This window comes from uncultured Pseudomonas sp. (assembly GCF_943846705.1).
Taxonomy (GTDB): Bacteria; Pseudomonadota; Gammaproteobacteria; order Pseudomonadales; family Pseudomonadaceae; genus Aquipseudomonas.
The window spans coordinates 2,913,450-2,938,426 of record NZ_OX044366.1; the positions used below are offsets into that span (position 1 = coordinate 2,913,450).

Sequence of the window (24,977 nt, forward strand, 5' to 3'; positions counted from 1 at the left end):
TGTTATGGCCCGCTACTTAGGAACTAGCCCTGCGCTACTCAAGTTGCATGGGGGGTTGCTGGCTACCTTCGTAGAATACCCGCATGAATTAAGGTGTTTTCGATGGGAGTCGCTATGCCGCATACGCTTACTGAAGGTGTTGTGACGGCCACCTCAAACGCCACTGAAGTCGAGCTTGTGGCGCAGGAGCTAGCCCGTAAGCTGATCCATCCAAACCTTGGCTTCGTGCTGTTCTTCTGCTCGGCGGAATACGACCTGCGGGGCTTGGGCGAAGCCCTGGATAAATACTTTGGCGGGGTCAACCTAGTGGGCTGTACCAGCGCCGGAGAGATCACTGCGCAAGGCTATGATCGCGGCTGCGTCAGCGCCATCGGCTTTGATCACCGCAGCTTCTCAATTGCCAGTGCGCTAATCGATGAGATGGAGCGCTTCAGCCTCATCGATGCGCAACAGTTGGTCGAGCGTCTGGTCAGCGATTGTCGTAACAATGAACTGGCTACCATCAAGGGCCACAGCTTCGCCCTGACCTTGCTTGATGGCCTGTCCAGCCGTGAGGAAGTGGTGCTCGGCGCCTTGAGTGCCGCATTTGGCAGTATTCCGCACTTTGGCGGCTCGGCAGGCGACGACAATCACTTGACCCACACCTACGTCTACTACAACGGCGAGTTCCATACCGGTTCGGCAGTGGTAGTGCTGTTCAATACCTGGCTGGATTTCGAGGTGTTCAGCACCCACCACATCTTGCCACGCACCGAGAAGCTGGTGGTGACACGAGCCGACAGCGCCAGCCGACGAGTGTATGAGCTGAATGCCGCGCCTGCGGCGCTGGAGTATGCCGAGCTGATCGGTGTGCCGTTGGCCGCTCTGGACCACCGTCTGTTTGCTGCGCACCCTTTGGCCGTACGGATCGGCGGGCAGTATTACGTGCGCTCCATCCAGCGGGTCAATGACGATCTCAGCCTGACCTTCTATTGCGCGGTGGAGAACGGCATTGTGCTTACCGCTATGCAGCCTGGCCCTCTGTTGCCGGACCTACAGAACGTTTTTGATGGCTTGCGCGAGCGGCTCGGGCCGTTGCTGCTGACCATTGGCTGCGACTGTTTTCTGCGTCGTCTGGAAATCGAAGAACGGGACGGCGTCGAGCCTGTTTCAGCCTTTTTGCGCAGCCAGAAGGTGATTGGGTTTAATACCTACGGAGAGCAGTTCAATGGCATGCATATCAACCAATCCTTTACCGGAGTCGCCATTGGTCGCCCCGCTCACGACTGATGTTGCCGAGCTACAGGCACGCTGCGCTGGGTTGGAGCGGCAGAACTTTAAGCTTCGGCAGATTAACAACGCCCTGATCGAACGAGTCGAATCGGCGCACTCTCTAGGTGATGACGCCTACGCGGCATTTCAGCATTCGGTTGTGTTGGCCGAACAGGTGCGAGAGCGCACCGATGCGCTGAACCAGGCCATGGCCGAACTGAAATCCAGTAATCAGTTGCTCAGCGATGCGCGCTTACGGGCTGAAACGGCTCACCATCACCTGATCGATGCAATCGAGAGCATTTCCGATGCCTTTGTGCTGTTCGATCGTGAGCAGCGCATTGTGTTGTTCAACAGCCGTTTCAAGTCATTCTGGGCTGATAGTAGGGCGCGTATCACTGCAGGCACACGTTTGGCAGAGATCAAGCGCCTGAGTAAAAGTACGGGGCTGGTGGTCGAGGAGCAGCGTAGCAATCGTGACGACAACATGCTCTACCGTCTGCAAGACGGGCGTTGGGTGCAGGTAAGTGAAAGAGCGACCCGTGAGGGGGGATTGGTAATCCTCTACACCGATATCACCGAGGTCAAACTCAACGAAACTATGCGCCGCGAGCAGGCGCTGGCGCAGAAGTCGCGACTGCTACAGCGGGCCATGGACAATCTCTCTCAGGGCATGGCGATGGTCAATGCCGAGGGCAAGCTGGAGTTATGGAATCACCGTTTCCTCGATCTCTGTGGCCTAGCCCCAATCAATGCTCACCGGCCATTTGCCGAGGTCATGGCTGACAGTGAACTGCAACTGTTGACCCCGGAAAGTCGCGATGCCAGCGGCCGCTCAATCGATGAAATGGAGCTGCGCCTGTTCGACGGACGCATGCTTGAAGTGCGTACTCATCCACTGCCCACTGGTGGGTTCGTCAATACCTTCACGGACATCACCGAACGGCACCGCCACGCAAATGCGCTGAGCGAGAGTGAGCGCTGGATTCGCCTGATCACGGACCATGTACCTGCGTTGATTGCTTACCTCACAGCTGACCTGACGTATCAGTTCACCAATAAGGTTTACGAAGAGTGGTATTGCTGGCCGCGGGGCGCGATGCTCGGGCAGGACCTGCGTGTGGTACACGGTGACGAACACTGCCGGCGCCTTGAACCTTTTGTTGCGCGTGCGCTGTCCGGCGAGAGCGTGACCTTCGAGTTTGCCGAAACCAACCGTAACGGGCAGGAGCGTTACATGCTGCGCTCCTATGTGCCCAATCGGTTGGCCTGCGGCGAGGTGGTCGGGATCTTTGTGCTGGTCCGCGATATCACTGAGCGGCGGCGTACCGCCGAAGCGTTGCACCAGGCCTATCAACACCTGGAGCAACGGGTGCGTGAGCGCACCGCCGAGCTGACCGACTTGAACAACCAACTTCGCCGCGAGATTGATGAGCGCACGCAGATGGAAGCGCGCCTGCGTGAAGCCAAGGGCGAGGCAGAGCAGGCCAACCTGTCGAAAACCAAGTTTCTCGCCGCCGTCAGTCATGACCTACTGCAGCCACTCAACGCGGCGCGGCTGTTTACCAGCGCACTGCTGGAGAAACGTGACCTGGTGGAGAGCGCAAGCCTGGTGCGCAATGTCAGCAACTCGCTGGAAGATGTGGAAAGCCTGCTGGGTACCCTGGTCGACATTTCCAAGCTGGATGCCGGAGTGATCAAAGCCGACATTGCCCCTTTTGCGGTCAGCGAGTTGTTGGAGAATCTGGCAGCCGAGTATCACCAGATCGCTGGCAGTGAAGGCCTGCAACTGGACTTCGTGCCCAGCTCGGCGCTGGTGCACAGCGACATTCAGCTGCTGGCGCGCATTCTGCGCAACTTGCTCAGCAATGCCATTCGCTACACCAGCAGTGGGCGCATTTTGCTGGGTTGTCGGCGGCGTCGGCAAAGCGTGTCGATTGAGGTGTGGGACACCGGCATGGGTATCGCCGATGACAAGCTGGAGGAGATCTTCCAGGAGTTCAAGCGCGGCGACGTGGCGCATTTGAAACAGGACCGCGGGCTTGGCCTCGGTCTGGCCATCGTCGATAAGATCGCCCGCATACTGGGCCACCGTATCCGTGTGGCGTCACGCCAGGGTCAGGGTTCGGTGTTTGCCATTGAGGTGCCGCTGAGCACTCGTGCGCCGCGTGTACGCGTGGAGCATGACACCCCAGACATACTGCTTGAGCGCCTCAGTGGGTCGCGTATCTGGGTGCTGGATAACGATGCGGCGATCTGCGCCGGTATGCGCACCTTGCTGGAAGCCTGGGGCTGTCAGGTGGTGACCGCCTTGTCGGAGGAGGACTTGGCGCGACAGGTCGATAATTACCATGATGATGCCGACCTGCTGATCGCCGACTATCACCTCGATGATGACCATAACGGAGTGGATGCCGTGGCCCAGATCAATGCCCGGCGCAGCTCACCTTTGCCGGCTCTGATGATCACCGCCAACTACAGCAACGAGCTCAAGCTGCAGATGCGCGAGTTGGGCCATACCCTGATGCATAAACCGGTGCGGCCGATGAAGCTAAAAACCGCCATCAGCCATCTACTGGACCGCAGCGTAGCGGGGTAGCGATGTCTTTAGCGCGCCGGTTACTGCACCGTACAGCGCTAAAGATGTGTGCCGTTACAGCAGCTCGCTTAGCAGTGCTTCGGTGCTCGCCACATTGGCATAGGCAAACGCCAGTGCTGCCATGTACGCAGCATGCACCTGGCTGGCGGGCACGTTCACCCCGTTGAACTCCAGGGCCAAGGTGGCGCAAGCGTCATGTGCTACCGCGCAGCTGAAACCGAAATCATGGGCAGCGCGGGTTACTGCGTCGATGCACATATGGCTCATAGCACCGCAAATAAGCACCTGGCTAACCCCGGCCTGATCCAGCACTTGTTTAAGCTCGGTATCGCGAAAGCTGTTGATCTGCTGTTTGATCAACACGGTCTCGCCAGGGAGTTCTGCAACCAGCGGATGAACCTCTGCGCCAGACGAGCCTGGGGCGAAAAAGGGTGCGTCGGCGTTGGCGAATACGTGACGGATGTGCACCACCGGCGCGCCTTTGGCGCGAAAGGCGCTGAGCAGACGAGCAGCGTTGGTGGCAGCAACTTCGGTGCCTTCGAGCTGCCACTTACCGCCTTGGAAGTAGTCATTTTGCAGGTCGACGATGATCAATGCTGTTTTAGACATGCTGTAAACCTTTGGCTGGGGAGAGGGTGTGCGCTTAGCGTGGTAGCTGGCCCGTCCGTGGCCGGCTGGTGGAGTGTGTCAGCAATTAGCGCCGCAGGTAGGCCGCGAAATCAATATCGCTAGCCGAAAGAATCGCCTGCACCCGGTTGTGGACATTGAGCTTGCGCAAAATGGCCGAGACATGGGCTTTGACCGTGGTCTCGGCGATGTTCAGGCTGTAGGCGATCTGCTTGTTGGATTCGCCTTTAGTCATACGCTCAAGTACAAGCAACTGCTTGCGGGTAAGCGCTTGCAACAATTCGGGAGGGAAGCTGTGGTGCTCAGAATGACTGCGGTGTGAACTGACTTTCTGAGAGCGGATGATATCTGGCGGCAGGTAGACGTTGCCGTTAAGAATCTGTTGGATGGCATCGGTCATCTGCGCTCGTGGTGATGACTTGGTGATAAAGCCAACCGCACCGTAGGTGATGGCCTGCAGGACGATCTGCTTGTCCTGTTCGGCAGAGACGATCACCACCGGAATGGTCGGCGCTTCGTTGCGTAGGTTGATCAGGCCATTGAGGCCATGCATACCGGGCATGTTCAGATCGAGCAGGATCAGGTCGAGATCATCATGCTCCTGAGTCAGTGCCAGGGCGCTGTCGAGATCGGCAGTTTCCATGATGCTGCTGCCGGGGAAGCCGTCACTGAGGACGTTATGGATGGCCTCGCGAAACAGCGGGTGGTCATCGGCAATTAGAATTTTGTACATGGCCTTATCACCTCGTTGTTTTGATTATGGTGGGGTTGAGCCGTAACGCTGGGTTTAACGTAGCAAGGGTAAAGGTTGTGCGGGTAGCAGGGGCAGGCCGGCTTGTTGCCAGGCATCAATGCCGTCACGGTACCAGTAGAGGTTGCTGTAACCCAGATGATGGGCGCGTTTTACCGCATTCCAACCCAGCCAGCAGTCGGCGCGGCAATAGAACACCAAGGGCCACGCCTTATTGCCCTGGCTGGCCTGCTGCAGATGTTCACGGAAATAGTCCTGCCATTGTGCAGCGAGCTCACCGTCGCCGGTGTTGGCCAGCCACAGGCTGTTTGGCAGGTTGGCGTGCAGATCATCCTCGATGAACTGGCCATGCAGCCATTGCCGGCGGTAGACATCAATCAGGCGAGTCTCGGGTCGTTCACGCAGCAGCTGTTGCAGCGCAGCGGTATCCAGCGTGCGGGCATAGTCGTGGCTAAGAGGTGTGGGACTGCGGTAATGGCTCAGACGGTAGCCATCGGCAGAAAACAGCGGGGCTTCGGCCAGTGCAGTGCTGGTCAGCAACAAACTAGCCATCAGTATCAGGAGCTTTGGCAGCGCCAGGCAGTACTTCATCGCCTTGGTTCTCGGTTCTTCTTATCGTTCTATTACAGGGCAATGTTGCTGCTTTGGGAATTCTACGTTGGAGAGGAAAACCAGTACCAAAGTAGTAGGGTGCATACCTGCTGGCTGTGAAGGGGCGGCTTAGGCATTGTTCTTGCGTAGGGCTGCATGCTGCGGATTGAAGGTCAGCACGGCGAGTACGGCGAACAGCAGCGTCAGGCCTAAGCAGACAGCCAGCGCCAGCGGGCTGAGCCGTTGATAGAGGGCAAAGCGCACCAGTTCCACGGCATGGGAAAACGGGTTGAGTGCACACAGCCAGTACAGCCATTCATTGGCTTCACGCATCTTCCACAAGGGGTAAAGCGCCGAAGAGAGGAAGAACAACGGGAAGATCACGAAATTCATCACCCCGGCGAAGTTCTCTAACTGGCGAATGCCGTTGGACAGCAGCAAACCAAGCGCGCTGAGCATAAGCGCCACCAGCAGCAACGCCGGCAGTGCGCTGAGCAGCCCCAAAGCGGGTGGTTGCACGCCGTAGAGCCAGGCAATTGCGAGAAAGGCATACACCTGCAGCAACGAGATCAGGGCGATGGCCAGCAGCTTGGCGGCCAAGAGAAAGGCACGTGGCAGTGGACTGGTCAGCAGAATGCGCATGCTGCCCATTTCACGGTCGTAGACCATCGACAGCGAACCCTGCATACCGTTGAACAGCAGGATCATGCAGGCCAGCCCCGGCACGATGTAGGTTTCGTAGGTGATGTAGGTGTCGTACGGCGCGATGATGGCGATGCCCAGCGCGGCGCGAAAGCCGGCGGCGAACACCAGCAGCCACAGCAGCGGCCGCACCAGTGCGCTGAAGAAGCGGCTGCGCTGCAGAACAAAGCGTAACCACTCACGCTGCACGATGCCTTGCAGGCAGTACCAGTAGGCGCTCATGGGCGAGGCTCCGATTGAAAGAAGGCCGTTGATCGGGCTGTCATGGATGGTTCTCGCTACCCGTCAGGCGGGTGAAAGTGGCGGCCAGATCGGCGTCAGCGCGGCTGATTTGGGCCACGCCACCTTGGGCGACCAGGCGGCTGCGATTGAGGATCAGCAACTCATCCTGGTGCTCAACTTCATCGAGCAAATGGGTAGTCCACAGCACCGCGAGCGCATGCTCAGCACACAGCTGGCGCACATGCTGGTTCAGCGCCAGGCGGCTGGCCGGGTCGAGGCCGGCGCTGGCTTCATCAAGCAACAACAGGCGCGGGCGATGCAGCAGGGCACGGGCAATTTCCACACGGCGCCGGTGGCCGCCATTTAGTGCACGCACTTTCTCGTGGCGGCGCTCGTCGAGATGCTGGCGCGCCAGTTCCTCGTCGATACGCGCCAGCGTCTCGCGCTTGCTTAGGCCATGCAGGGCGGCGTGATAGGCGAGGTTCTGTTGCACCGACAGGTCCAGATCGAGGGTGCTTTGCTGAAACACCACGCCCAGTTGACGCAGCGCCTGGCGTGGGGCGCTGCGCAGGCTGTGGCCGAAGATGTGGATATCGCCCTGTTGCAGGTCATAAAGCCGGGTGAGCAGAGCAATCAGGGTGGATTTACCCGCGCCATTAGGCCCCAGCAGCGCGCTAAAGCTTCCCGCCGCGGCGCTGAAACTAACGTTCTGCAAGGCTTGCCGTTGGCCGTAGGCGAAACTTACGCCCTCTACCTGAAGCGCGTTCATGGCGTGACGACCACGCCCCAAGGGTAGCGGCCGACCTTGATCGATTTGCTAACCTTGAGTGAGTCGACATCAATCACCGAGACATCGCCGCTGACCCCGTTGGTGGTCAGTAATTGCTTCTGGTCCGGGGTGAAGGCCAGGTGCCAGACGCGGCGGCCAACCAGCAGGTAATCGAGGATTTCGTAGCTCTTGGCATCGAGTACCGCTACGTGGTTGGCCGGGCCGAGGGCGACAAAGGCGTACTTGCCATCGTCACTCAGCTTCACGCCCACCGGTTGCACTTTGTCCGGGTGTACGCCCTTGATCTGGAAGGTCAGGACTTTTTCGATCTGCTTACTGGCGACATCAATCACGCTGACCGTGCCGCCGATTTCGGCCGAGGCCCACAGGCGCTTGCCGTCCTTGTCGAACTCGACATGCCGTGGGCGCTGGTCGACCAAGGTGTTGTCCACCAGTTGCTGGGTGCTGGTATCGATCCAGTGCAGCATGTTGGTGGTTTCGCTGGTGTTCACGGCCCACTTACCATCAGGGCTGACGGCCATGCCTTCGGGCTCAACGCCGACGTCGATCTGCCCCAGTACTTCGTCGCTCTGGGTGTCGACCACCGTGACCAGGGCATCGTCCTCGTTGGAGATATACAGCCAACGGTCGTTGGGGTGCAGGGCGAACTGCTCGGGATCGGCGCCGGAGGGCAGTTCCTTGATGATCGTGCGCGTGGCCAGGTCCATCACCTGTACGCGGTCCGAGTCGCTGGCGCAGATATACAGCAGCTTGTTGTCACTGGAGAGCAGCAAGCCTCGCGGCCGCTGACCTACATCCAGGGTGGCGGTGACCTGCATGCTGTCCAGGTCAATCACGCTGATGCTGTCGTCTTTTTCGTTGGACACATAGGCCGTGGCCGCCAGGGCGCTATGGCAACTGAGGCTAACGGCGATGGCGCAGGCAAGGCGAGTAAAACGCATGGGGTTAATCCTCTTGTTTTAATTGGCTGCTGTCGGGTTTTCGAGCGGCTTGCTGAGTCTTAGGCTTAATTGCGTGGGCGGCGCTCAGCGACGACAGTCGCGGCTAAAGCCCTCCCACAATCACTGTTCGGCCAGAGTCCTTAAGGTGTTTTCGCCAGATCACAGCTCACTTCAGGGCGGTCATAACCGAGGCTGTCGAGTTCAGTGTTGGGGTGCAGAAAGCCTTCTTGCGGCGAGTTGCTGACCAGGGCGCGGGGTTGCACCAGCGCAATGGGTTGGCGCAGCTGGCCGTTCCAGCTGCGAAAGCTCAGCTTGCGACCCTTGAAGCCGTCGAGTGGCAACTGATCGCTCAGGGCCAAGGTGCGGATGGCCTGGGCGTCGTTCTGGCGCAGTTTGCTGACGGCGCTGGCGATGCTGCGCACGGCGATCCAGGCGGCGAAGTCGCGGTCATTCATCCAGCGTTGCGCATGGGCCTCAAAGCGCTTCTGCAGCTGCGCGGCACCGTAGGTTTCCACCGTTTTGTGCCACGCGGTCGGGGTTAGCCCCTGGGTACCGGCAACGGGGCGCGGGTACCAGGTTTGGTAGGGCAGGTATTCGCCGAAGTCACCGCGCTCATCGGCCACCAGCACCACGTCGTATTCCGCCGTTTGGGTAAACAGCGGCATCTCGGCCTGGGCGCTGCGGCGCTGGTCGTTGTCGAAGCTCCAGGCTTTTTCCGCGACGATGCGCAGGCCAAAACGTTTGGCCGCACGCTTGAGTGCTGCGGCATAGGCTTGATCGTCATCAGTCGGGCCGCTGATCAGCAGGCCGCGTGTCCATTTACGCACCACCAAAAACTGCGCCAAGGCATCGGCGAGCATGGCGCGGCTGGGCAGGGTGTGCAGCACATTAATCAAGCACTGGCTCTGCCGCAGGCTGTCATCGGCGCTGCCAGCGTTGAGCAGCAGGCTGTCGGGCAGTGCCTGGCTGAGCTGGCGCAGGGTGGTCGCGGGGGCATTGACCACAAACAGGCGCAAACCTTGGCTATGCAACTCGCGCGCGGCGGCCAGCAGGCTGTCACTGTCGCTGCGTTCGGCCACGTCCAGCTGGTAGCTGTGTTTGAGAAAGCGCCCGGTGCTGTTGCTGTCAACAATCGCCAGCTCAGCACCACGGCGGCCGGCGTCTTCCGGTTCGGGAATCACGTTGGACAGTAATGGGCCGGTATCGGGGGTATAGCCCAGATAGGCGATGCGTACCTGTAGCTCAGCTGTGCCAGTGTTAGCCAGGCAAGGTGTGGCCAGGCCGCACAGGGCAATGGCACAGAACATGAGGGATTGACTGATCCGGCGCATGGGCAACTCCTGAATAGATGTTGCCAGCATAGGAACAGCCGGGCGTGCGGGAAATATGCCCAAAGTACCAGTACGCCTGTACCAAGGTAGTAAGTCAGTGGCTGCGCCGGGGTTTTACGATGGGGCACTAATTAAAACAACAAAGGTAGGCAGCATGACCACGATCAAAACACTTGTCCTCACACTGATTCTGCTCAGCGGCCTGGTCGGCTTTGATAGCATCTATGCCGCTGGCGACCTGACCCGACGTTCACAGGCGCTACCGGATTTAGTGCTGGGTAACGAGGACAGCGACTACAGCATGTCGCACATGGAATATCAGCTGGAAACCGGCAAGGCCTACCAGCTGAAGATCATCGCCAGTGGGCAGAAGGAATACGCCTTCCAGGCGCCTGAGTTTGCCACTTCGATCTTCCTGCGCAAGGTTGAAGCCGGCGGCGTCGAGATCAAGGCCATCACGCTTACTGAGTTGGAATTTGAGGATGCCGGCGAGGCGGAGATTTTCTTCGTGCCAATCAAACCGGGCAAATTCCGCTTCTATGCCAAGGGCCTAGAGGGCAAGGGCATGCTGGGTCACTTCGTGGTCAAGTAAGGTGTCCGTTCTGTGGCGCACTTACCTGCTGGTGACGCTGTTCTTCGCCCTGGTCACCGTGCTCGGCCTGGCGCTCTTGCTGCGCCAGGCCAGCGAGGATGTGCAGCGCGAGGTGCAGGCCGCCGAAGCGGTGGTCGAGTACCTCTACGAAGCGGCGCAGCATGACCCCGCCAGCCTGCACAGTGGCCTGGCCGATAATTTGCGCCATGTGCGGGTGCAGTGGCTGCCGTTAGCGACAGGCCCGGCGGCGCTGTCACTTGAGCAGTGGTTGGGGCAGCACCTGTTTGCGTTGCAACACACCCCTCGCGTGCTCAAGTTGGCGGACGGTCGGCAATTGCAGATTAGCGTCGACCCTACCGATGAGATCGACGAAGTCTGGGATTCACTGTTGCAGTTGCTGTTGCTCTGCCTGCTGGCGCTGCTGAGCAGCCTGTTGGCGATTCGCTGGGCCGTACGCCGTGGCCTGCGCGTGCTGGATGAACTATTGGCTGGCTTGCAGCAGGTGACCCAGGGCCAGCTCGATGCCCGTTTGCCCGCGCGCAGTTTGCCGGAGGCGCGGCAACTGGCCGGCTATTTCAATGCCATGGCCACCACCTTGCAGCAGGTCCAGGCCGATAACACCGAGTTGACCCAAGCCCTAATGGCCTTGCAAGAGCGTGAGCGCGCGCGCTTGGGACAGACGCTGCATGACGACCTCGGCCAGTACCTCAGTGGTATTCGTGCGCAAGCCTGTTTGTTGCAGGCCGTGGCGCAGCAACCCGAGCAGGTACTGCATACCGCGCAGCAGCTGGATGCCAATTGCCAGCGCCTGCAAGAGGGCTTTCGGGCGTTGATTCGTGACCTCTATCCCGTGGTGCTGGAGCATTTACAACTGGATGAAGCGCTGCACTTACTGGCGAGCAATTGGCAGACGGCGCAGCGTGTGCGGTGCCACGTCACGGTCAGCGGTACGCTGCCAAACCTGCCGTTACCGATCAAGGCGCACCTGTACCGCTTGGTGCAAGAGGCGCTGACCAATGTGGCCAAGCACGCCCAGGCCAGCGAAGTGCGCGTGCGGCTGCACTATCAGGGGCAGCGCTTGCGTCTGTTTATTCGGGACAATGGTTGCGGCGCGCAGTTGCCGCAGCGCCCTGGCATTGGCCTGCGTTCGATCCACGAACGTGCGCGCAGCCTGGGTGGCGTGCTGCGCGTACACAGTCGCCCTCAAGCCGGGTGGGCCTTGTGCCTCAGCCTGGTACTGCCGGAGTCGGGTCTATGAAAATTCTGCTGGTTGATGATCACGCGGTTGTCCGTCAAGGCTATGCCAGCCTGCTGCGCGCCTTATTGCCGGAGGTCATGGTGCGCGAGGCCTGTGATGGTGAGCAGGCGTTGCAGATGGTTCAGGAGGAAATCCCCAACCTGGTCATCATGGATATTGGCCTGCCCGGCATCAGCGGCCTGGAGGTGACCCGACGGTTGCGTCAGCGCCTGCCGCAATTGCGTGTGTTGTTCTTCAGCATGCACGACGAGTTACCTCTGGTGCGTCAGGCGTTGGATGCCGGCGCGCTGGGTTATCTGACCAAAACCTCATCGCCGGAGGTGCTGGTCGAGGCCGCCAAACGCACCTTGGCCGGGCATGCGTACATCGAGCAAAGCCTGGCCACGCACTTGGCTTGCAACCCTTTGGGTGAGGGCAGTAGCGACCCACGCCTGCGTTGCATGACCCTGCGCGAGTTCGAGATTTTTGTGATGCTGGCCAAGGGCATGCCCAGCCGGCAGATTGCCGAGCACTTGTGCATCAGCAGCAAAACCGTGTCCAACTACCTGACGCTGCTCAAGAGCAAACTGCAGATCAGCTCCCAGGCCGAATTGGTGCACCTTGCGATTGATACCGGGGTAATTCGGCTGGGGCTGGAAAGCGCCTGAAGGTCTGCGCTGGGCTGCCTACAAACAGTTGGTTAGCGTTTAAGTACACTCTATTAAAAATCTAACTGCTTTGCCCTTGGGCGAGATTTGCGTTGGTAGGGGTCGTCGCCAGCGCTGGCTCCCCGAAGACTGCTCTGCCTCCCGAGCAAGAGCAGTCTGGCCTTACAGGCGGGTAACTTTTTGCTTCTGCTCGCGATTCAGAATGCCAGCTGATATGACGTGGCAACCCAGAAATTGGGTATCTCACTTTGGGTGGTGCCGTTAAGCATCAGTGAGAACTTTCCAGAGGCAACCTCGCCCTCAATTCCCACACCTGCTTTCAGCCAGTCGTTGGTTACGTCCTCACCCGGCAGGTTAAAGGTGAAATAGCCGTTCACTTCGCCATTGACACCAGCGCTGTTCTTCTCGAAACGATGCGCGGCTTCTAGATTAGTGATGAAGTTAAAGCTCGACGCGAACGGCAGCGGGGTCTGGGTGTTGAATCCCAGGCGTACCTCGGTGTGGTCATCAGAGCGCGCATCGAAGCGCGCCGGAATACCGCCACCCTTTTCGGTGTAGCTGTCCAAGTGACTGTTGGTGTAGCTCAGGTCCACGTAAGGGCTGATACCGGTGCTCGCTACGCTGAAGGCATTCTGCCAATCCAAGCGGGTGCGTATGCCCCAAGCCTGGCTGTCTGGGCTTGCTTTGGAGGAGTCCTGCGCACTCATGTTGGTATAGCCGCGACGGATATCTACCTCGCCCCAGTGGCCATAGGCGCCCACGGTGGCATACAGGCCATCCACCTGCGTTAGCGGGGTGATACTTTCCAGCATCAGATACTGGCCGTCGGCTTTTACTTCTCCGTCGTGTATCAGACTCTGTTTGGCCCAAGTTTGACCAATGGACACATTGATTTGGGCAAAGCCCAAATTATGACCCAGCCCCACCTCCGCAAGACCGCTACTGCCGGAGCGATTGCCATGATCATCACGACCCCAGTCGCCTGCGGCCCAGAAAGTATTCTGGCCCGGCGCAACTAAACGCGCCAACGGCCGGCTATGGGCACCGTTGATCATCATGTTCAGGTTGCTGTTGATGGAGCTCACGCCGGCTGAAGTGGACTCCAGGCTAGCGGCTAGACTGTCCAAGGTGATTAGTTGGTTGATAAAGGCGTAGTACCAACTGGCAGTTGTTGTATTGCAACCTACTTGGCAGTCGTTGACTCCCCCCCCCTCCAGATACTTTAAAAACGGGTATCCGCTACCTTCGCCGTAAACAAAAAGAATACCTGTGTTAGAGGCAGCGTCGGCGTAACCACCTGCCGAAGTGCCCACAGCACCCGATAATACGGCTGCCAGCGTAGGATTACCCCACCATGGCTGCTCTCTAAACAATGCTGCCGACGTTACATAGTTGGTAAGGGTTGATGAAATCGAATAGGTACTGCCACCATAACTAACGATAACGGTCGGGCGCTCTACAGTTGACGCAGCCTGGGCAGGCGTCATGTGGGCGAAAAAAATACTGGCAAGTAAGCCGCATGAAAGCGCTTTTTTGACGCGACGCATTTAAGCCTCCGATGGAAGTGTCCTAGGGCTTATTTGTCTGCCCTGTAATTTTTGCGCGCGAACATTATCACTGATGGCTCAAGGCTACTTATCATTTTTTTTGCATTTTTGGCACTTAACAAAGTGACAAATAACAGGCGTCAAAACCATGGGGTATTGCTCTGCGATATTCAATATAAAGGTATGGGTCAGTAGCTGCACTTATTTAAGATCTAACTGATTGATTTAAAATAAATTAATAAAGAGCAGGCTTGTTTATTAGGTGAACTAATTGGTTCTTATTTGGGCTGGTTCCACCTTTCCTGATGTAGTTGGGCGCCCCTCTAACCCGGCAGCGCACATAACCAACCTCTAGTCCCAGCCCTTTGGGCATTCCACACAGCTTTGCATATTGGTGCCCTGGAAGTTTCCGTAGTGGGTGCGTGCGCCGCTTAGGTCGGCATCGCCCAGGTTGGCACCGGAGAGTTTGACTTCCTGCAGGTTGGCGTCCTTGAGTGAGGCGCCTTTGAGGTCGGTTTTGCTCAGCCAGGTCATTTCCAGGTTGGCGGCTTGCAAGTTGACGTTATGCATTTTGGCGGCGGACAGACGGGCAAACTCCAAGTTGGCGCCGTGCATGTCGGCGTCCTTAAACTGTGCGGCCTGAGCAAACAGTGCCCAGCCGTTGATCGATACTAGGGTGCTGTTGCTCAGGTCGGCCAGGCGCAGGTTGCTTTGTTGCAGGCTGGCGCGGGTGAGGTTGGCGCCTTGTAGTTGGGCTTTTTCTAGGTTAGCCAGGTCCAGGCGGGCGTGGCGCAGGTTGGCACCGCGTAAGTCGGCACCTTGCAGGTTCATGCGGCGCATGTCCTGGTTGCTCAGGTCGGCACCTTGCAGATTGGCGTTGGGGCATTGGCTGTCGGCTTCGATACGGCAGCCGTTGACGCTAAGCACCTCATCGGCATTGACCAGTTCAGAACCCAGAACCAGTAACACGACAGGCAAAAGTAGGGGCAGGTAGTTCATGGCAATACCTTAGGGCGTTGAGTGATGGGCGGTCACGGCTGAAGCCGCCCTCACAAGGGATTGGCTTTAGCTTCGAGCGATAGGGCGCATGGCGCACCTGTGTGCGCCATGCGAGCAGCCGTTAGCGTTGTGCGGTTTTGTTATCCCAGCTTGGTAGCTTGAATACCCAGAACGAGCCGCCTTGGGCGATTGGTTTGGTCAGCTCGGCCATGTCGCCTCCCCACAGCGGTACCGCGCCGCCGTAACCGGTGGTTACACCGATGTACTGCTCGCCATCCTGTTCCCACGTGATAGGCGGGGAGATGATTCCGGTGCCGGTCTGGAACTTCCACAGCTCTTTACCGTTTTTGGCGTCGAATGCTTTGAAGAAGCCATCACCCGTGCCGGTGAACACCAGGTTGCCTTTGGTCGCCAGTACGCCGGCCCACAGCGGCAGTTTTTCTTTGTGCTCCCACTCCACCTTGCCGGTAGTGGGGTCAATCGCGCGAAGGATGCCGACGTGGTCGTCGAATAGCCGTTTGATGCGAAAGCCCATGCCCAGGTAGGCAGAGCCGGCCTTATAGGTGGCTTCTTCGGCCCAGTAGTCCTCTTTCCAGTGGTTGGCTGGCACGTAGAACAGGCCGGTGTCCTGACTGTAGGCCATGGGGTTCCAATTTTTGCCGCCGAGGAACGGCGGCGACACTTCTACGGACTCACCTTTGGCTTCACCGGGTTTCGGCTTGGCTGGGCGCTGGCCTTTGTTTTCTACCGGGCGACCGGTTTCTAGGTCGATATGGCTGGCCCAGGTGATTTTGTCGACGAAGGGGAAGGCGTTTTGCAGTTTGCCGTTGGCGCGATCGACCACATAGAAGAAACCGTTACGGTCGGCGTGAGCCGTGGCCTTGATGGTTTTACCGTCCTTGTCTTTGTAGTCGAACAGCACCAGTTCGTTATTGCCGGAGAAGTCCCAGGCATCGTTCGGGGTGTGTTGGTAGAACCACTTCACTTCGCCGGTGGTTGGGTCTACGCCAACCTGGCCGGAGGTGTAGAGGCTGTCGTAGTCCTTCGGATCACCACCCTCGCTGGTGCGTGCCCAGCCGTTCCAGGGCGCTGGGTTGCCGGCACCGATGATGATGGTGTTGGTCTCGGCATCGAAACTGGCGCTCTGCCACGGCGCACCGCCACCCTGGCTCCAAGCGGCTTTCTTGCCGGTTGGGTGGTTGGGATCATCTGGCCAGGAGGGCGCTTTGACGTCGCCGGTTGGTGTGCTTTCTTTGCCGTTCAGGCGGCCCATGTGACCTTCAACGAAGGGGCGCATCCAGACTTCTTCGCCTGTGTCCGGGTCGCGGGCAAACAGTTTGCCGACCACGCCGAATTCGTCACCGGAGCTGCCGTGAATCAGCAGGGTTTTGCCACTCTTCTGGTCTTTTACCAGGGTCGGCGCGCCTGTCATGGTGTAGCCCACGGCGTGGTCGCCGAATTTTTTGTTCCACACCACCTTGCCAGTGTCTTTGTTCAGGGCCACGACGCGAGCATCGAGGGTGCCGAAGTAGACCTTGTCGCCATAGATTGCCGCGCCACGGTTAACCACGTCGCAGCACGGACGGATGTTGTCTGGCAGGCGGTGGTTGTAGGTCCACAGGCGTTTACCGGTCTTTGCGTCAAGGGCGAAGATCCGCGAGTAGGAGCCGGTGACGTAGATCACCCCTTCGTGAACGATGGCCTGGGATTCCTGGCCGCGTTGTTTCTCGTCGCCAAAGGAGAACGACCAGGCGGGGGTCAGTTTGAATACGTTGTCTGCGTTGACCTGGGCCAGCGGGCTCCAGCGTTGGGCATTGGTGCCCATGCCGTACTGCAGCACGTTGTGGGTGCTGGTGTGGTCGTTGGCGATGTCGTCCCAGGTGACATTCTTGGCCAGGACGCTGCCGCTCAATGTCAGGCTGCTGGCCAGTAGCAGGCTGTGGACGGCAAGCGCCACGGGGCGTGGCGTGCTGGGTAACGATCTTGTTGTCATGGCTATGGTTCCCATCGTGGTGAGGAATGTGGCAGGTACTGCCCTGTTGGCAACCTGGCGAGCCGATAGTGGAACCACACGGATGACGCCGAAACGGAAAAACTCCCGGCTATGCCGGGAAGAATGCCCAAACCGGACATGACTTAGCCTTGCTGCTAAAGCCACCTGTTACACGGCCACAAGCCCTACTACCAAGGGACTAGGCGTGGGCCACCAAAGCAGCATTCGGTGGCGGCGGCGCTGTTCCTAAGATGTTCACAAGCAAGCTCCATGAGCTGTTTTGCGTGCATTTGAAGAGGCCTTGAACATGACAATTAAAAAGAACACCGGTTATGCACTTCTGCTGTTGGCCTTTTCCGCCAACCTTTGGGCTCACGGTGATGTGGTACCCCAGGCAGTGAAGACCGAAGGCCTGGAGCCGCTGGGTGAGGAGTGGCTTGAAGAGAACCCTTATCGGGGCAATGCCCGTGCCATTGAGATTGGCTCTTCGGCGTACAACCAAAACTGTGCGGCTTGCCATGGCCTGGAGGCCAAGTCGGGTGGTATTGCCCCCGATCTACGCCTGCTTGAGACCGGCATCAGTGGTGATGAGTGGTACAAGGAGCGGGTGATCAACGGCGCGGTGCGAGATGGCCGGGTGTACATGCCGAAAATGGCTGACTACCTCAGCCAAGAGGCGTTGTGGGCTGTGCGCAGTTACCTCGAAAGTGTGGCCATCGAGGAGTAAGGCTGATGACGCGGCGGAAGCTGTGGCTGTCGGTGCTATGCAGTCTGTTGTTGTCGACCAGCGGGACGTTGCAGGCGCAGGTGCGCAGCTATGACTCGATCGTCGAGTCTGGTGTGCTCAAGGTCGCGCTGTATGAGGATTTTGCACCCTACAGCTTTCGGCAGGATGGCCAGCCGCGTGGCGTTGACTATGACATTGCCCAGGCGCTGGCCGCGGGTTTTGGCCTCAAACTTGAGGTGATATGGGCACCGCCCGGCGAGAAGCTGGATGACGACCTGCGTGATTATATTTGGCGCGGGCATTACCTGCGGCCCAGGCAATTGGCTGATGTGATGCTGCGGGTGCCCTATGACCGCGAATTCTCCTACAAGAGCAATGAGTTCGGTGAGTTGGTCAACGAGCTGGTGGTGATGTTCGGGCCTTATCAGCGTGAGCGTTGGCAAGTAGCGTTTGACCAGCGTCGCTTACCGGCGGTGCCCAGTGTTGCGGTGTTCCAGCAACATCCGATTGGCGTTGAGGTGGAGAGCGTTCCGTCGTTCTACCTGTCTTCGGTGTTCGACGGCATGCTCAGCAAGATGACCCACCACTATCGCAATCCGCAGGAAGCCTTTGCTGCGATGAAAACCGGGGCCGTGGATGCCGTCATGGCGTTGCGCGGCGAGGTGGATTGGCAGCTCCAACTTGCCGCCGACAGCCAGCTCGCCTTGGCCGAGAATGCTTACCCGAATATGGGCAAACAGGTCTGGGACATCGGCATGGCCGTGCACGAAAGCAATCGGCAACTGGCCTATGCCCTGGAAGAAAAGCTTGAAGAGTTGATTCTCGCGGGGGAACTCAAGCGTATCTACGGCCAGTACGGTCTGCGCTATGAGCTGCCGGGGCTGTATCAGGAGGTTGAGTAGCCGGCGTTTGTTGCTGTTACACGCGCCAGGCGCGGTGCAGCAAAAAATGGCGTTCTAGGACAGTGCTGGGAGGTGTGTGATGGAACTGGATTGGCGTTCATATCTACTGCTAGCGCTGTTTGCCTTGCCCTGGGACAGCTGGGCCGCGCAGCGTGACCCGGTCACGTCAGTGATGTGGGCGTACTACCACGAGCGTTTACTGGGCGGCGAGGCATTCGTATTCGATGAGCGGGTCAAGGTCAGCGTCCCGCCATTTGCCGAGGATGCTCGCCAGGTGCCGATCCAGGTCGATGCCAGTGCCTTCGACGGCCAAGTGGTGCGCATGCTGGCCTGGGCCGAGCTTAATCCGATTGCGCAGATATTCGACTTTAAACCCGGTGAGCAGGTGTTGCCGCGCCTGGCCATTCGTATTCGCGTCGAACAGGCCACGCCGTTGCGCGTGGCGGTGCTAACCCGTGATGGTGTGTGGCATGTGGGTTCGGCACAGGTTGATGCCGCCGGTGGTGGTTGCACGGCACCCAGCGTGGTGCGCGCCGAGGCCGGTTGGGAAGAGCGCTTGGGCGAAGTGCTTGGTAAACGCTATGTGCTGAGCGATGCCAATCGCCTGCGGGTGCAAGTGGCGCACCCCATGGATAACGGTCTGGTGGGTGGCATCCCCGAGTTTTTTCTTAACCAGGCGCAGCTGCGTGACCGTCAGGGCAACACCTTGGCCAGTCTCGAATTGTTTCCCGCAGTCAGTGAAAACCCGACCATCAGCCTGGATGTAAAAGGCACCGTGGAGACCGAACTCTGGTTACGTGACAACAACGGCAATGAATTCAAAGCCGACCTCTAAACGCCACTCTCCATACGCCACAAGGACCTTACGATGATCAAAGTCAGTGTGTTGTACCCCAATGCCGCCGGTGTGCACTTCGACATGAGTTATTACTGCGAGCAGCACATGGCCATTGTGCGTGAATGCCTGGGCAGTGCCTGCAAGGGTATTGCCGTGGATGCCGGGTTGGCCAGCGCCACACCAGGTCAGCCGGCACCGTATATCGCCATGGGGCATTTGTATTTCGACAGTGTGGCGGCCTTTGAGCAGAGCTTTGCCCCGCACGCGGAGCGAGTCATGGGGGATTTAGTCAATTTCACCGACAGCCAGCCGTTGGTGCAGATCAGTGAGGTGCGGCTCGCGCCCTGAGCCTGCTGCGTGCAGTTGCATACTCTGACAAGGGCGCCTGCTTAGGGCGCGCCGACTTTATCGCGAGGTGCTTATGCGCTGGATAGTGTTACTGGTGGCGCTGGCCAGCGCCTACGTGCAGGCTGATTTCGACTATGCCTTGCAGCCCCGGCAGATTGCCGACGATGTGTGGCTGTTTGAGGGCAGCACGGAGAATTTCTCCCAGACCAACGGTGGCAATATCGTCAACACCGGATTTATCGTCAGCGATGAGGGCGTGCTGGTGATCGACAGTGGGCCTTCCAAACGTTACGGCGAGGCCATGCGCCAGGCGATTGCCAAGGTCACCGACAAGCCAGTGCTTAAAGTCATGCTGACCCATCACCATCCTGACCATGTGCTGGGTAATCAGGCGTTCAGTGATGTGCCGATTGCGGCTTTGCCGGCCACTACAGCGCTGGTGGCTGAGCAGGGCGAAGCCATGGCGGAAAACATGTACCGCCTGGTCGGTGACTGGATGCGCGGCACCGAGGTTGTGCTGCCGACTGAAGCGCTAAAAGCGGGGCAACTGCAGATAGGCGGACGCTCACTGCAACTGCTGGCGTTGCGGGGCCATACCGGCGCTGATCTGGCGATTCTCGATGAGAAGACCGGCGTGTTGTTTGCCGGCGATCTGCTGTTTTACCAGCGTGCGCTGACCACACCCGGTACGCCGGGACTGGATACCTGGCTGGCGGATCTCGACCAGCTGCAGCAGTTACCTTGGAAGCAGATTGTGCCGGGTCACGGTCCATTGGCCGTTGACAGCGCGCCCTTCGCGCAGATGCGTGATTACCTCAGTTGGCTGGACGGGCTGATGCGCGGCGGCGCAGAGCAGGGCGCGGAGATGAATGAGCTGATCCGTGCGCCTATCCCAGAGCGCTTTGCTCGCGTCAGCCTCAGCCGCTATGAGCTGATTCGCAGCGTCAGTCACCTCTACCCGCGTTATGAGCTGGCGACCATGCAGCGGGTTGATCGTTAGGCGCGCGGGCATAAAACCTTCTTGATACGCAGCGTTTGACTGCTGTCCGCCGTTCTGGCTCGGCACGGCTTGCTTCTATTCAGCCCTGCAGTAGCCGTTTGCAGCGGTATGAACGGACTCCCCAGCTAGGAAAATTGCCCTAGGCAAGTGGCGCTGAGCACAAGGTCAATTGTGCGGGCGCCTTGCAGTATTGCTACCAAGGAAGTAGCTAAATCGGTACTGCGGGCAATTGTTGGACAGTCCTATGCAGCCAAGAATCTGTGGCAGATCGGGAAAAACTCCCGGTGATAACAATGAACCCGCAGAGGTAGCCGCAATGAAACACTCCGGTTTTCGCCAATCCTTCGTTCTCAGTGCCTTGTGTAGCGCAATGCTCGTGGCCGCCGCCCCAGCCTGGGCGGTGACTGATCAGGAAATCCTTAACGATGTGAACACCACCGATGAGATCGTCACCAATGGCATGGGCCTGCAAGGTCAGCGCTACAGCACGTTGACGACGTTGAACACGGATAACATCAAGGACCTGCGTCCGGTCTGGACCCTGTCCTTTGGTGGCGAAAAGCAACGCGGCCAGCAAGCCCAGCCGATGATCAAGGACGGCGTGATGTACGTGACCGCCTCCTACTCGCGTGTATTTGCCGTGGATGCGCGCACCGGCAAAGAACTGTGGCAATACGATGCGCGCCTGCCCGATGACATTCGTCCGTGCTGCGACGTGATCAACCGGGGTGTGGCGCTGTATGGCGACTTGGTGATTTTTGGCACCCTGGACGCCAAGTTGGTGGCTCTGCACAAGGACACCGGTAAGGTGGTCTGGCGCAAGAACGTGGCCGATCACAAGGCCGGTTACTCGATCACTGCTGCGCCGCTGGTGGTGAATGGCAAGCTGATTACCGGGGTTTCCGGTGGTGAGTTTGGTGTGGTCGGCAAGATTGAAGCCTACGACCCGAAGAATGGCGAGCTGCTCTGGAGCCGACCAACTGTTGAAGGCCACATGGGCTATGTCTACAAAGACGGCAAGGCCATTGAGAACGGTATCAGCGGTGGCGAAGCCGGCAAAACCTGGCCAGGTGATTTGTGGAAAACCGGCGGTGCCGCCCCGTGGCTGGGCGGCTACTACGACCCAGAAACCAACCTGCTGCTGTTCGGCACTGGTAACCCTGCACCGTGGAACTCGCACCTACGCCCTGGCGATAACCTCTATTCCTCTTCGCGTCTGGCTCTGAACCCGGATGACGGCACCATCACCTGGCACTTCCAGACCACCCCGCATGACGGTTGGGATTTCGACGGCGTCAATGAGTTGATTTCCTTCAACTACCAAGAGGGCGGTAAGACCATCAAGGCTGCCGCGACTGCTGACCGGAACGGTTTCTTCTACGTACTCGACCGCACCAACGGCAAGTTCATTCGCGGCTTCCCCTTTGTCGACAAAATCACCTGGGCCAAGGGCCTGGATAAGAATGGTCGGCCGATCTTCGATGACAGCAACCGCCCGGGTGCACCAGGTGGCGCTGAGAAGGGCAAGAGCGTGTTCTCCGCACCGGCCTTCCTCGGTGCTAAGAACTGGATGCCGATGGCCTACAGCCAAGACACCGGTCTGTTCTACGTCCCTTCCAACGAGTGGGGCATGGACATCTGGAACGAGGATATCGCCTACAAGAAAGGCGCGGCCTATCTCGGTTCAGGCTTCACCATTAAGCCGCTAAACGAAGATTATATCGGCGTGCTGCGCGCCATTGACCCGAAAACCGGCAAGGAAGTCTGGCGGCAGAACAACTACGCGCCGCTGTGGGGTGGGGTAATGACTACCAAGGGCAACCTGGTATTTACCGGTAACCCTGAAGGTTTCCTGCAGGCCTTCAACGCCAAGACCGGCGAGAAAGTCTGGGAATTCCAGACCGGCTCCGGTGTACTCGGCTCCCCGGTGACCTGGGAAATGGACGGCGAGCAGTATGTCTCGGTACTTTCTGGTTGGGGCGGCGCGGTACCGCTGTGGGGCGGCGAAGTGGCCAAACGGGTGAAGAACTACAACCAGGGCGGCATGCTCTGGACCTTCAAGCTGCCCAAGGAGCTGGTCGCCAAGCGTTAATTAGCCTGTAGTGTATGAGATGGCCGGTCTAGACCGGCCATCTGCGTTTCTAGGCGTTAGTGCTAGGGATTCTCGACTAAAGCGGCATGGCCGAATGCATGGCAATGCCTCAGCGTGTATCTATATCGCTTGGCTATGGGGGATGTATGCAGGAACTTACCCGTCGTCAATTGCTCGCCGGCCTAGCCGCAATGCCTTGGCTGTTACCCGGTGGGTTGAATGCTAGCGTTGGTCGCGCGCGGGTACTGGTGATCGGCGGCGGTTTTGCCGGTGCCACCGCTGCGCGTTACCTCAAACGTCAGGCGCCAACGCTTGAGGTGGTGTTGATTGAACCCAAGTCGGCGTTCTATACCTGCCCCTTCAGCAACCACGTGCTGGCGGGCATGGCTGACCTGGATAGCCTGCGCCAGGATTACCGCGCCTTGCAGCGCCAACAGGTGCTGCACGTGCGTGAACTAGTACGGGAAATTGATCTGCAGGCCCGCCAAGTGGTGCTGCAAGGCGGCCAGCGCTTGCGCTACGACCGAGTGTTTCTGGCGCCTGGGATCGATATGGATTGGCAGGCCATTGAAGGCTACGACCGTAACGCCTCGACGCACCTTCCCCATGCCTGGCAGGCCGGCGCGCAGACCAGCCTGTTGCGCCGACAGTTGCAGGCCATGGATGACGGCGGGCTGGTGATTATCAGCGTACCCGACAACCCCTATCGTTGTCCTCCGGGCCCATACGAGCGCGCCAGCCTGATTGCCCATTACCTGAGCCAGGCCAAGCCACGCAGCAAGCTGCTGATTCTCGACAGCAAAGACAGCTTCTCCAAACAGACATTGTTTCAACAGGGCTGGCAGACGCTCTACGGTGAGCGTATCGAATGGGTCGGTCGGGCCGGTGATGGTCGCGTGGTGCGTGCCGATGCTATACGCCGCGAGTTGGTTTGTGAGTTTGGCCAGCGTCACCGCGGCGCAGTGATCAACCTGATTCCACCGCAGAAGGCGGCCGAGGTGGCCCAGCGTAGTGGTCTGGCCGATGCCAGTGGCTGGGTGCCGATTCGCCCGGCGACTTTTCAGGCCCGCGAGGCTAGTGACGTATACCTGGCCGGAGATGCTTGCATCGCTGCACCCATGCCCAAATCAGCCTACAGCGCCAATGCCCAGGCCAAGGTCGCGGTGTCGGCGTTGCTGGCCGATTTGGCTGGGCAGGAACCGCCGACAGCGGCTTGGCGCAACACCTGTTACAGCTTGCTGGCACCAGGGCAGGCGGTATCGATTGCCGCCGATTATGGTGTGCAGGAGCAGCGTTTGATTGAGCGGCCAGGCAGTCTGTCACTCAGCCCGCTGCAGGCTCCATCCGGCCTGCGCGCCCAAGAAGCGGCTCTGGCCGAGGCCTGGTATCAAAGTATCTGTGCCGATGCCTGGGGGCAGCTTGTATGAGTCTGCGCGTATTAATGCTGCTGATGTTGGCGTGCCCGGCTGTGGCGCAACCTTGGGGGCAGGCCCAGGGGGCTGTTGAGCAGTGGTTGCAGGGCGCCCAAGTACAGGCGCAGGGGCTGGCTGTCGAGGTGCCGAGCTGGGTCGAGGATGGTGCGTTCGTTACTGTCGACCTGACCTTGCACGATGCCCAGCCACCGTTATCCCTCAGCCTGTTGCGCAGCGGTGAGGAGGACCCACGCATTGCTACGTTGCAACTGCAGGCCTGGGAAGCGCCGCTACGCTTGTCGACGCGCGTGCGATTGCCACGCAGCCAGCAACTGATTGTGCTGGCACGTGACGGCCGTGGACGGCTATGGCAGGCCGCGCAGGCGGTCGAGGTATTGGCCAGCAGCTGTCTGTCGCCCAGCCTGGGTAATAACGCCGCCACGCTGGGCCAGTTGCAGGGCTGGCTGGATGAGGGCAGTCACGGCCTGGAGTTGCGCAGCTTGTTGCGTCATCCCATGGAAACCGGACGGCGCCCCGGCGCGGACGGTCAGCTGCTGGCGCGCCACTTACCGACTCGCTTCGAAATCAATGGGGCGCACGGCAACCTGCTGCGCGTCGAACCTTTTGAGGGTCTGGCGGCCAACCCTTACTGGAGGTTGTGGTTGCCGACTGGACATACACCGCTGCTGCTGCGCTGGGTAGATGCTGATGGCAGCGAGTACCGTCGGCAGCTGCGCTGAAGCGCGCGAGCGGGAGGTTCTGAGAATCGGCTTGCGGCTCTACTACCAAATGACGAGAGGTTTTGTGCCATGGGCGC

Annotated in this window: 23 protein-coding genes; 13 read left to right on the forward strand and 10 right to left on the reverse strand. The window is 59.1% G+C overall.

The features are described 5' to 3' along the window. The first annotated feature begins 114 nt into the window (after positions 1-114). Positions 115-1,269: a nitric oxide-sensing protein NosP gene (gene nosP / locus Q0V31_RS13735; protein ID WP_298188341.1), complete on the forward strand. Its 1,155-nt coding sequence runs from the start codon at positions 115-117 to the stop codon at positions 1,267-1,269. Further along, positions 1,208-3,850 (forward strand): hybrid sensor histidine kinase/response regulator NahK/ErcS', encoded by a 2,643-nt coding sequence (gene nahK / locus Q0V31_RS13740; protein ID WP_298188342.1) that lies wholly within the window; start codon positions 1,208-1,210, stop codon positions 3,848-3,850. Before nosP ends, nahK begins: the two co-directional genes overlap by 62 nt. Before the next feature lie 54 nt (positions 3,851-3,904). Here nahK and Q0V31_RS13745 read toward each other — a convergent pair whose 3' ends face one another. From Q0V31_RS13745 to Q0V31_RS13775, 7 genes are all read right to left on the reverse strand, one after another. Continuing rightward, entirely contained in the window at positions 3,905-4,459 is a 555-nt protein-coding gene (locus Q0V31_RS13745) for a cysteine hydrolase family protein (protein ID WP_298188343.1), read from the reverse strand. Between the two features lie 85 nt (positions 4,460-4,544). After that, the gene (locus tag Q0V31_RS13750) at positions 4,545-5,210 is read right to left on the reverse strand and encodes a response regulator transcription factor (RefSeq protein ID WP_298188344.1); all 666 of its coding nucleotides are present in this window, start codon (positions 5,208-5,210) and stop codon (positions 4,545-4,547) included. Positions 5,211-5,264: 54 nt separating this feature from the next. Continuing rightward, positions 5,265-5,780 (reverse strand): PQQ-dependent catabolism-associated CXXCW motif protein, encoded by a 516-nt coding sequence (locus Q0V31_RS13755; RefSeq protein WP_366915224.1) that lies wholly within the window; start codon positions 5,778-5,780, stop codon positions 5,265-5,267. Positions 5,781-5,948: 168 nt separating this feature from the next. Next, positions 5,949-6,743, reverse strand: coding sequence for an ABC transporter permease (locus tag Q0V31_RS13760; RefSeq protein ID WP_298188346.1), 795 nt, complete (start codon positions 6,741-6,743; stop codon positions 5,949-5,951). A 40-nt stretch (positions 6,744-6,783) separates the two neighbouring features. Next, a complete protein-coding gene (locus Q0V31_RS13765; protein WP_298188347.1) occupies positions 6,784-7,512 on the reverse strand; it encodes an ABC transporter ATP-binding protein in 729 nt (242 codons plus the stop codon). Continuing rightward, positions 7,509-8,474, reverse strand: coding sequence for a YVTN family beta-propeller repeat protein (locus tag Q0V31_RS13770; RefSeq protein WP_298188348.1), 966 nt, complete (start codon positions 8,472-8,474; stop codon positions 7,509-7,511). Before Q0V31_RS13770 ends, Q0V31_RS13765 begins: the two co-directional genes overlap by 4 nt. A gap of 140 nt (positions 8,475-8,614) precedes the next feature. Next, positions 8,615-9,805: an ABC transporter substrate-binding protein gene (locus Q0V31_RS13775; protein WP_298188349.1), complete on the reverse strand. Its 1,191-nt coding sequence runs from the start codon at positions 9,803-9,805 to the stop codon at positions 8,615-8,617. 154 nt (positions 9,806-9,959) lie between these two features. On the opposite strand from Q0V31_RS13775, the gene Q0V31_RS13780 reads away from it, so the two are divergent. From Q0V31_RS13780 to Q0V31_RS13790, 3 genes are read left to right on the forward strand one after another with little or no spacing between them, the layout of a single operon-like run. Beyond that, positions 9,960-10,397 (forward strand): copper-binding protein, encoded by a 438-nt coding sequence (locus tag Q0V31_RS13780; protein WP_298188350.1) that lies wholly within the window; start codon positions 9,960-9,962, stop codon positions 10,395-10,397. A 1-nt stretch (position 10,398) separates the two neighbouring features. After that, complete coding sequence (locus tag Q0V31_RS13785; RefSeq protein ID WP_298188351.1) at positions 10,399-11,655, forward strand: HAMP domain-containing sensor histidine kinase; 1,257 nt, start codon at positions 10,399-10,401, stop codon at positions 11,653-11,655. Further along, the gene (locus Q0V31_RS13790; protein ID WP_298188352.1) at positions 11,652-12,302 is read left to right on the forward strand and encodes a response regulator transcription factor; all 651 of its coding nucleotides are present in this window, start codon (positions 11,652-11,654) and stop codon (positions 12,300-12,302) included. The genes Q0V31_RS13785 and Q0V31_RS13790 overlap by 4 nt, the downstream gene beginning before the upstream one ends. Positions 12,303-12,499: 197 nt before the next feature. On the opposite strand, the gene Q0V31_RS13795 is transcribed toward Q0V31_RS13790, so the two are convergent. The 3 genes from Q0V31_RS13795 to exaA form a co-directional block, all read right to left on the reverse strand. Further along, complete coding sequence (locus tag Q0V31_RS13795) at positions 12,500-13,849, reverse strand: autotransporter outer membrane beta-barrel domain-containing protein (RefSeq protein WP_298188353.1); 1,350 nt, start codon at positions 13,847-13,849, stop codon at positions 12,500-12,502. Between the two features lie 351 nt (positions 13,850-14,200). Further along, positions 14,201-14,848, reverse strand: coding sequence for a pentapeptide repeat-containing protein (locus tag Q0V31_RS13800; RefSeq protein ID WP_298188354.1), 648 nt, complete (start codon positions 14,846-14,848; stop codon positions 14,201-14,203). Positions 14,849-14,969: 121 nt separating this feature from the next. After that, positions 14,970-16,841, reverse strand: a complete 1,872-nt coding sequence (gene exaA, locus Q0V31_RS13805; RefSeq protein ID WP_298188355.1) for a quinoprotein ethanol dehydrogenase — start codon at positions 16,839-16,841, stop codon at positions 14,970-14,972. A 307-nt stretch (positions 16,842-17,148) separates the two neighbouring features. Here exaA and pedF point away from each other — a divergent pair, with 307 nt between their 5' ends. From pedF to Q0V31_RS13845, 8 genes are all read left to right on the forward strand, one after another. After that, complete coding sequence (gene pedF / locus Q0V31_RS13810) at positions 17,149-17,568, forward strand: cytochrome c-550 PedF (RefSeq protein WP_298188356.1); 420 nt, start codon at positions 17,149-17,151, stop codon at positions 17,566-17,568. A gap of 5 nt (positions 17,569-17,573) precedes the next feature. Further along, positions 17,574-18,470, forward strand: coding sequence for a transporter substrate-binding domain-containing protein (locus Q0V31_RS13815; protein ID WP_298188357.1), 897 nt, complete (start codon positions 17,574-17,576; stop codon positions 18,468-18,470). 79 nt (positions 18,471-18,549) lie between these two features. After that, the gene (locus Q0V31_RS13820; RefSeq protein ID WP_298188359.1) at positions 18,550-19,305 is read left to right on the forward strand and encodes a quinoprotein dehydrogenase-associated SoxYZ-like carrier; all 756 of its coding nucleotides are present in this window, start codon (positions 18,550-18,552) and stop codon (positions 19,303-19,305) included. A 33-nt stretch (positions 19,306-19,338) separates the two neighbouring features. Further along, complete coding sequence (locus Q0V31_RS13825) at positions 19,339-19,656, forward strand: EthD family reductase (RefSeq protein WP_298188360.1); 318 nt, start codon at positions 19,339-19,341, stop codon at positions 19,654-19,656. Positions 19,657-19,729: 73 nt separating this feature from the next. Continuing rightward, positions 19,730-20,656 carry a quinoprotein relay system zinc metallohydrolase 1 gene (locus Q0V31_RS13830; protein WP_298188361.1) on the forward strand — a complete coding sequence of 309 codons (927 nt, stop codon included), beginning with the start codon at positions 19,730-19,732 and terminating at the stop codon, positions 20,654-20,656. Positions 20,657-20,972: 316 nt separating this feature from the next. Further along, positions 20,973-22,748, forward strand: a complete 1,776-nt coding sequence (locus tag Q0V31_RS13835) for a PQQ-dependent methanol/ethanol family dehydrogenase (protein ID WP_298188362.1) — start codon at positions 20,973-20,975, stop codon at positions 22,746-22,748. A gap of 146 nt (positions 22,749-22,894) precedes the next feature. Beyond that, positions 22,895-24,175: an NAD(P)/FAD-dependent oxidoreductase gene (locus Q0V31_RS13840; protein ID WP_298188364.1), complete on the forward strand. Its 1,281-nt coding sequence runs from the start codon at positions 22,895-22,897 to the stop codon at positions 24,173-24,175. Then, entirely contained in the window at positions 24,172-24,900 is a 729-nt protein-coding gene (locus Q0V31_RS13845; RefSeq protein ID WP_298188365.1) for a thiosulfate oxidation carrier protein SoxY, read from the forward strand. The genes Q0V31_RS13840 and Q0V31_RS13845 overlap by 4 nt, the downstream gene beginning before the upstream one ends. Positions 24,901-24,977 lie beyond the last annotated feature (77 nt).

What these genes read in the sequence shown, in the direction of transcription:
- nosP (WP_298188341.1), top strand. Translation starts at nt 115, where the DNA reads ATGCCGCATACGCTTACTGAAGGTGTTGTGACGGCCACCTCAAACGCC.
- nahK (WP_298188342.1), top strand. Translation starts at nt 1,208, where the DNA reads ATGGCATGCATATCAACCAATCCTTTACCGGAGTCGCCATTGGTCGCC.
- Q0V31_RS13745 (WP_298188343.1), bottom strand. Translation starts at nt 4,459, where the DNA reads ATGTCTAAAACAGCATTGATCATCGTCGACCTGCAAAATGACTACTTC.
- Q0V31_RS13750 (WP_298188344.1), bottom strand. Translation starts at nt 5,210, where the DNA reads ATGTACAAAATTCTAATTGCCGATGACCACCCGCTGTTTCGCGAGGCC.
- Q0V31_RS13755 (WP_366915224.1), bottom strand. Translation starts at nt 5,780, where the DNA reads ATGGCTAGTTTGTTGCTGACCAGCACTGCACTGGCCGAAGCCCCGCTG.
- Q0V31_RS13760 (WP_298188346.1), bottom strand. Translation starts at nt 6,743, where the DNA reads ATGAGCGCCTACTGGTACTGCCTGCAAGGCATCGTGCAGCGTGAGTGG.
- Q0V31_RS13765 (WP_298188347.1), bottom strand. Translation starts at nt 7,512, where the DNA reads ATGAACGCGCTTCAGGTAGAGGGCGTAAGTTTCGCCTACGGCCAACGG.
- Q0V31_RS13770 (WP_298188348.1), bottom strand. Translation starts at nt 8,474, where the DNA reads ATGCGTTTTACTCGCCTTGCCTGCGCCATCGCCGTTAGCCTCAGTTGC.
- Q0V31_RS13775 (WP_298188349.1), bottom strand. Translation starts at nt 9,805, where the DNA reads ATGCGCCGGATCAGTCAATCCCTCATGTTCTGTGCCATTGCCCTGTGC.
- Q0V31_RS13780 (WP_298188350.1), top strand. Translation starts at nt 9,960, where the DNA reads ATGACCACGATCAAAACACTTGTCCTCACACTGATTCTGCTCAGCGGC.
- Q0V31_RS13790 (WP_298188352.1), top strand. Translation starts at nt 11,652, where the DNA reads ATGAAAATTCTGCTGGTTGATGATCACGCGGTTGTCCGTCAAGGCTAT.
- Q0V31_RS13795 (WP_298188353.1), bottom strand. Translation starts at nt 13,849, where the DNA reads ATGCGTCGCGTCAAAAAAGCGCTTTCATGCGGCTTACTTGCCAGTATT.
- Q0V31_RS13800 (WP_298188354.1), bottom strand. Translation starts at nt 14,848, where the DNA reads ATGAACTACCTGCCCCTACTTTTGCCTGTCGTGTTACTGGTTCTGGGT.
- exaA (WP_298188355.1), bottom strand. Translation starts at nt 16,841, where the DNA reads ATGACAACAAGATCGTTACCCAGCACGCCACGCCCCGTGGCGCTTGCC.
- pedF (WP_298188356.1), top strand. Translation starts at nt 17,149, where the DNA reads ATGACAATTAAAAAGAACACCGGTTATGCACTTCTGCTGTTGGCCTTT.
- Q0V31_RS13815 (WP_298188357.1), top strand. Translation starts at nt 17,574, where the DNA reads ATGACGCGGCGGAAGCTGTGGCTGTCGGTGCTATGCAGTCTGTTGTTG.
- Q0V31_RS13820 (WP_298188359.1), top strand. Translation starts at nt 18,550, where the DNA reads ATGGAACTGGATTGGCGTTCATATCTACTGCTAGCGCTGTTTGCCTTG.
- Q0V31_RS13825 (WP_298188360.1), top strand. Translation starts at nt 19,339, where the DNA reads ATGATCAAAGTCAGTGTGTTGTACCCCAATGCCGCCGGTGTGCACTTC.
- Q0V31_RS13830 (WP_298188361.1), top strand. Translation starts at nt 19,730, where the DNA reads ATGCGCTGGATAGTGTTACTGGTGGCGCTGGCCAGCGCCTACGTGCAG.
- Q0V31_RS13835 (WP_298188362.1), top strand. Translation starts at nt 20,973, where the DNA reads ATGAAACACTCCGGTTTTCGCCAATCCTTCGTTCTCAGTGCCTTGTGT.
- Q0V31_RS13840 (WP_298188364.1), top strand. Translation starts at nt 22,895, where the DNA reads ATGCAGGAACTTACCCGTCGTCAATTGCTCGCCGGCCTAGCCGCAATG.
- Q0V31_RS13845 (WP_298188365.1), top strand. Translation starts at nt 24,172, where the DNA reads ATGAGTCTGCGCGTATTAATGCTGCTGATGTTGGCGTGCCCGGCTGTG.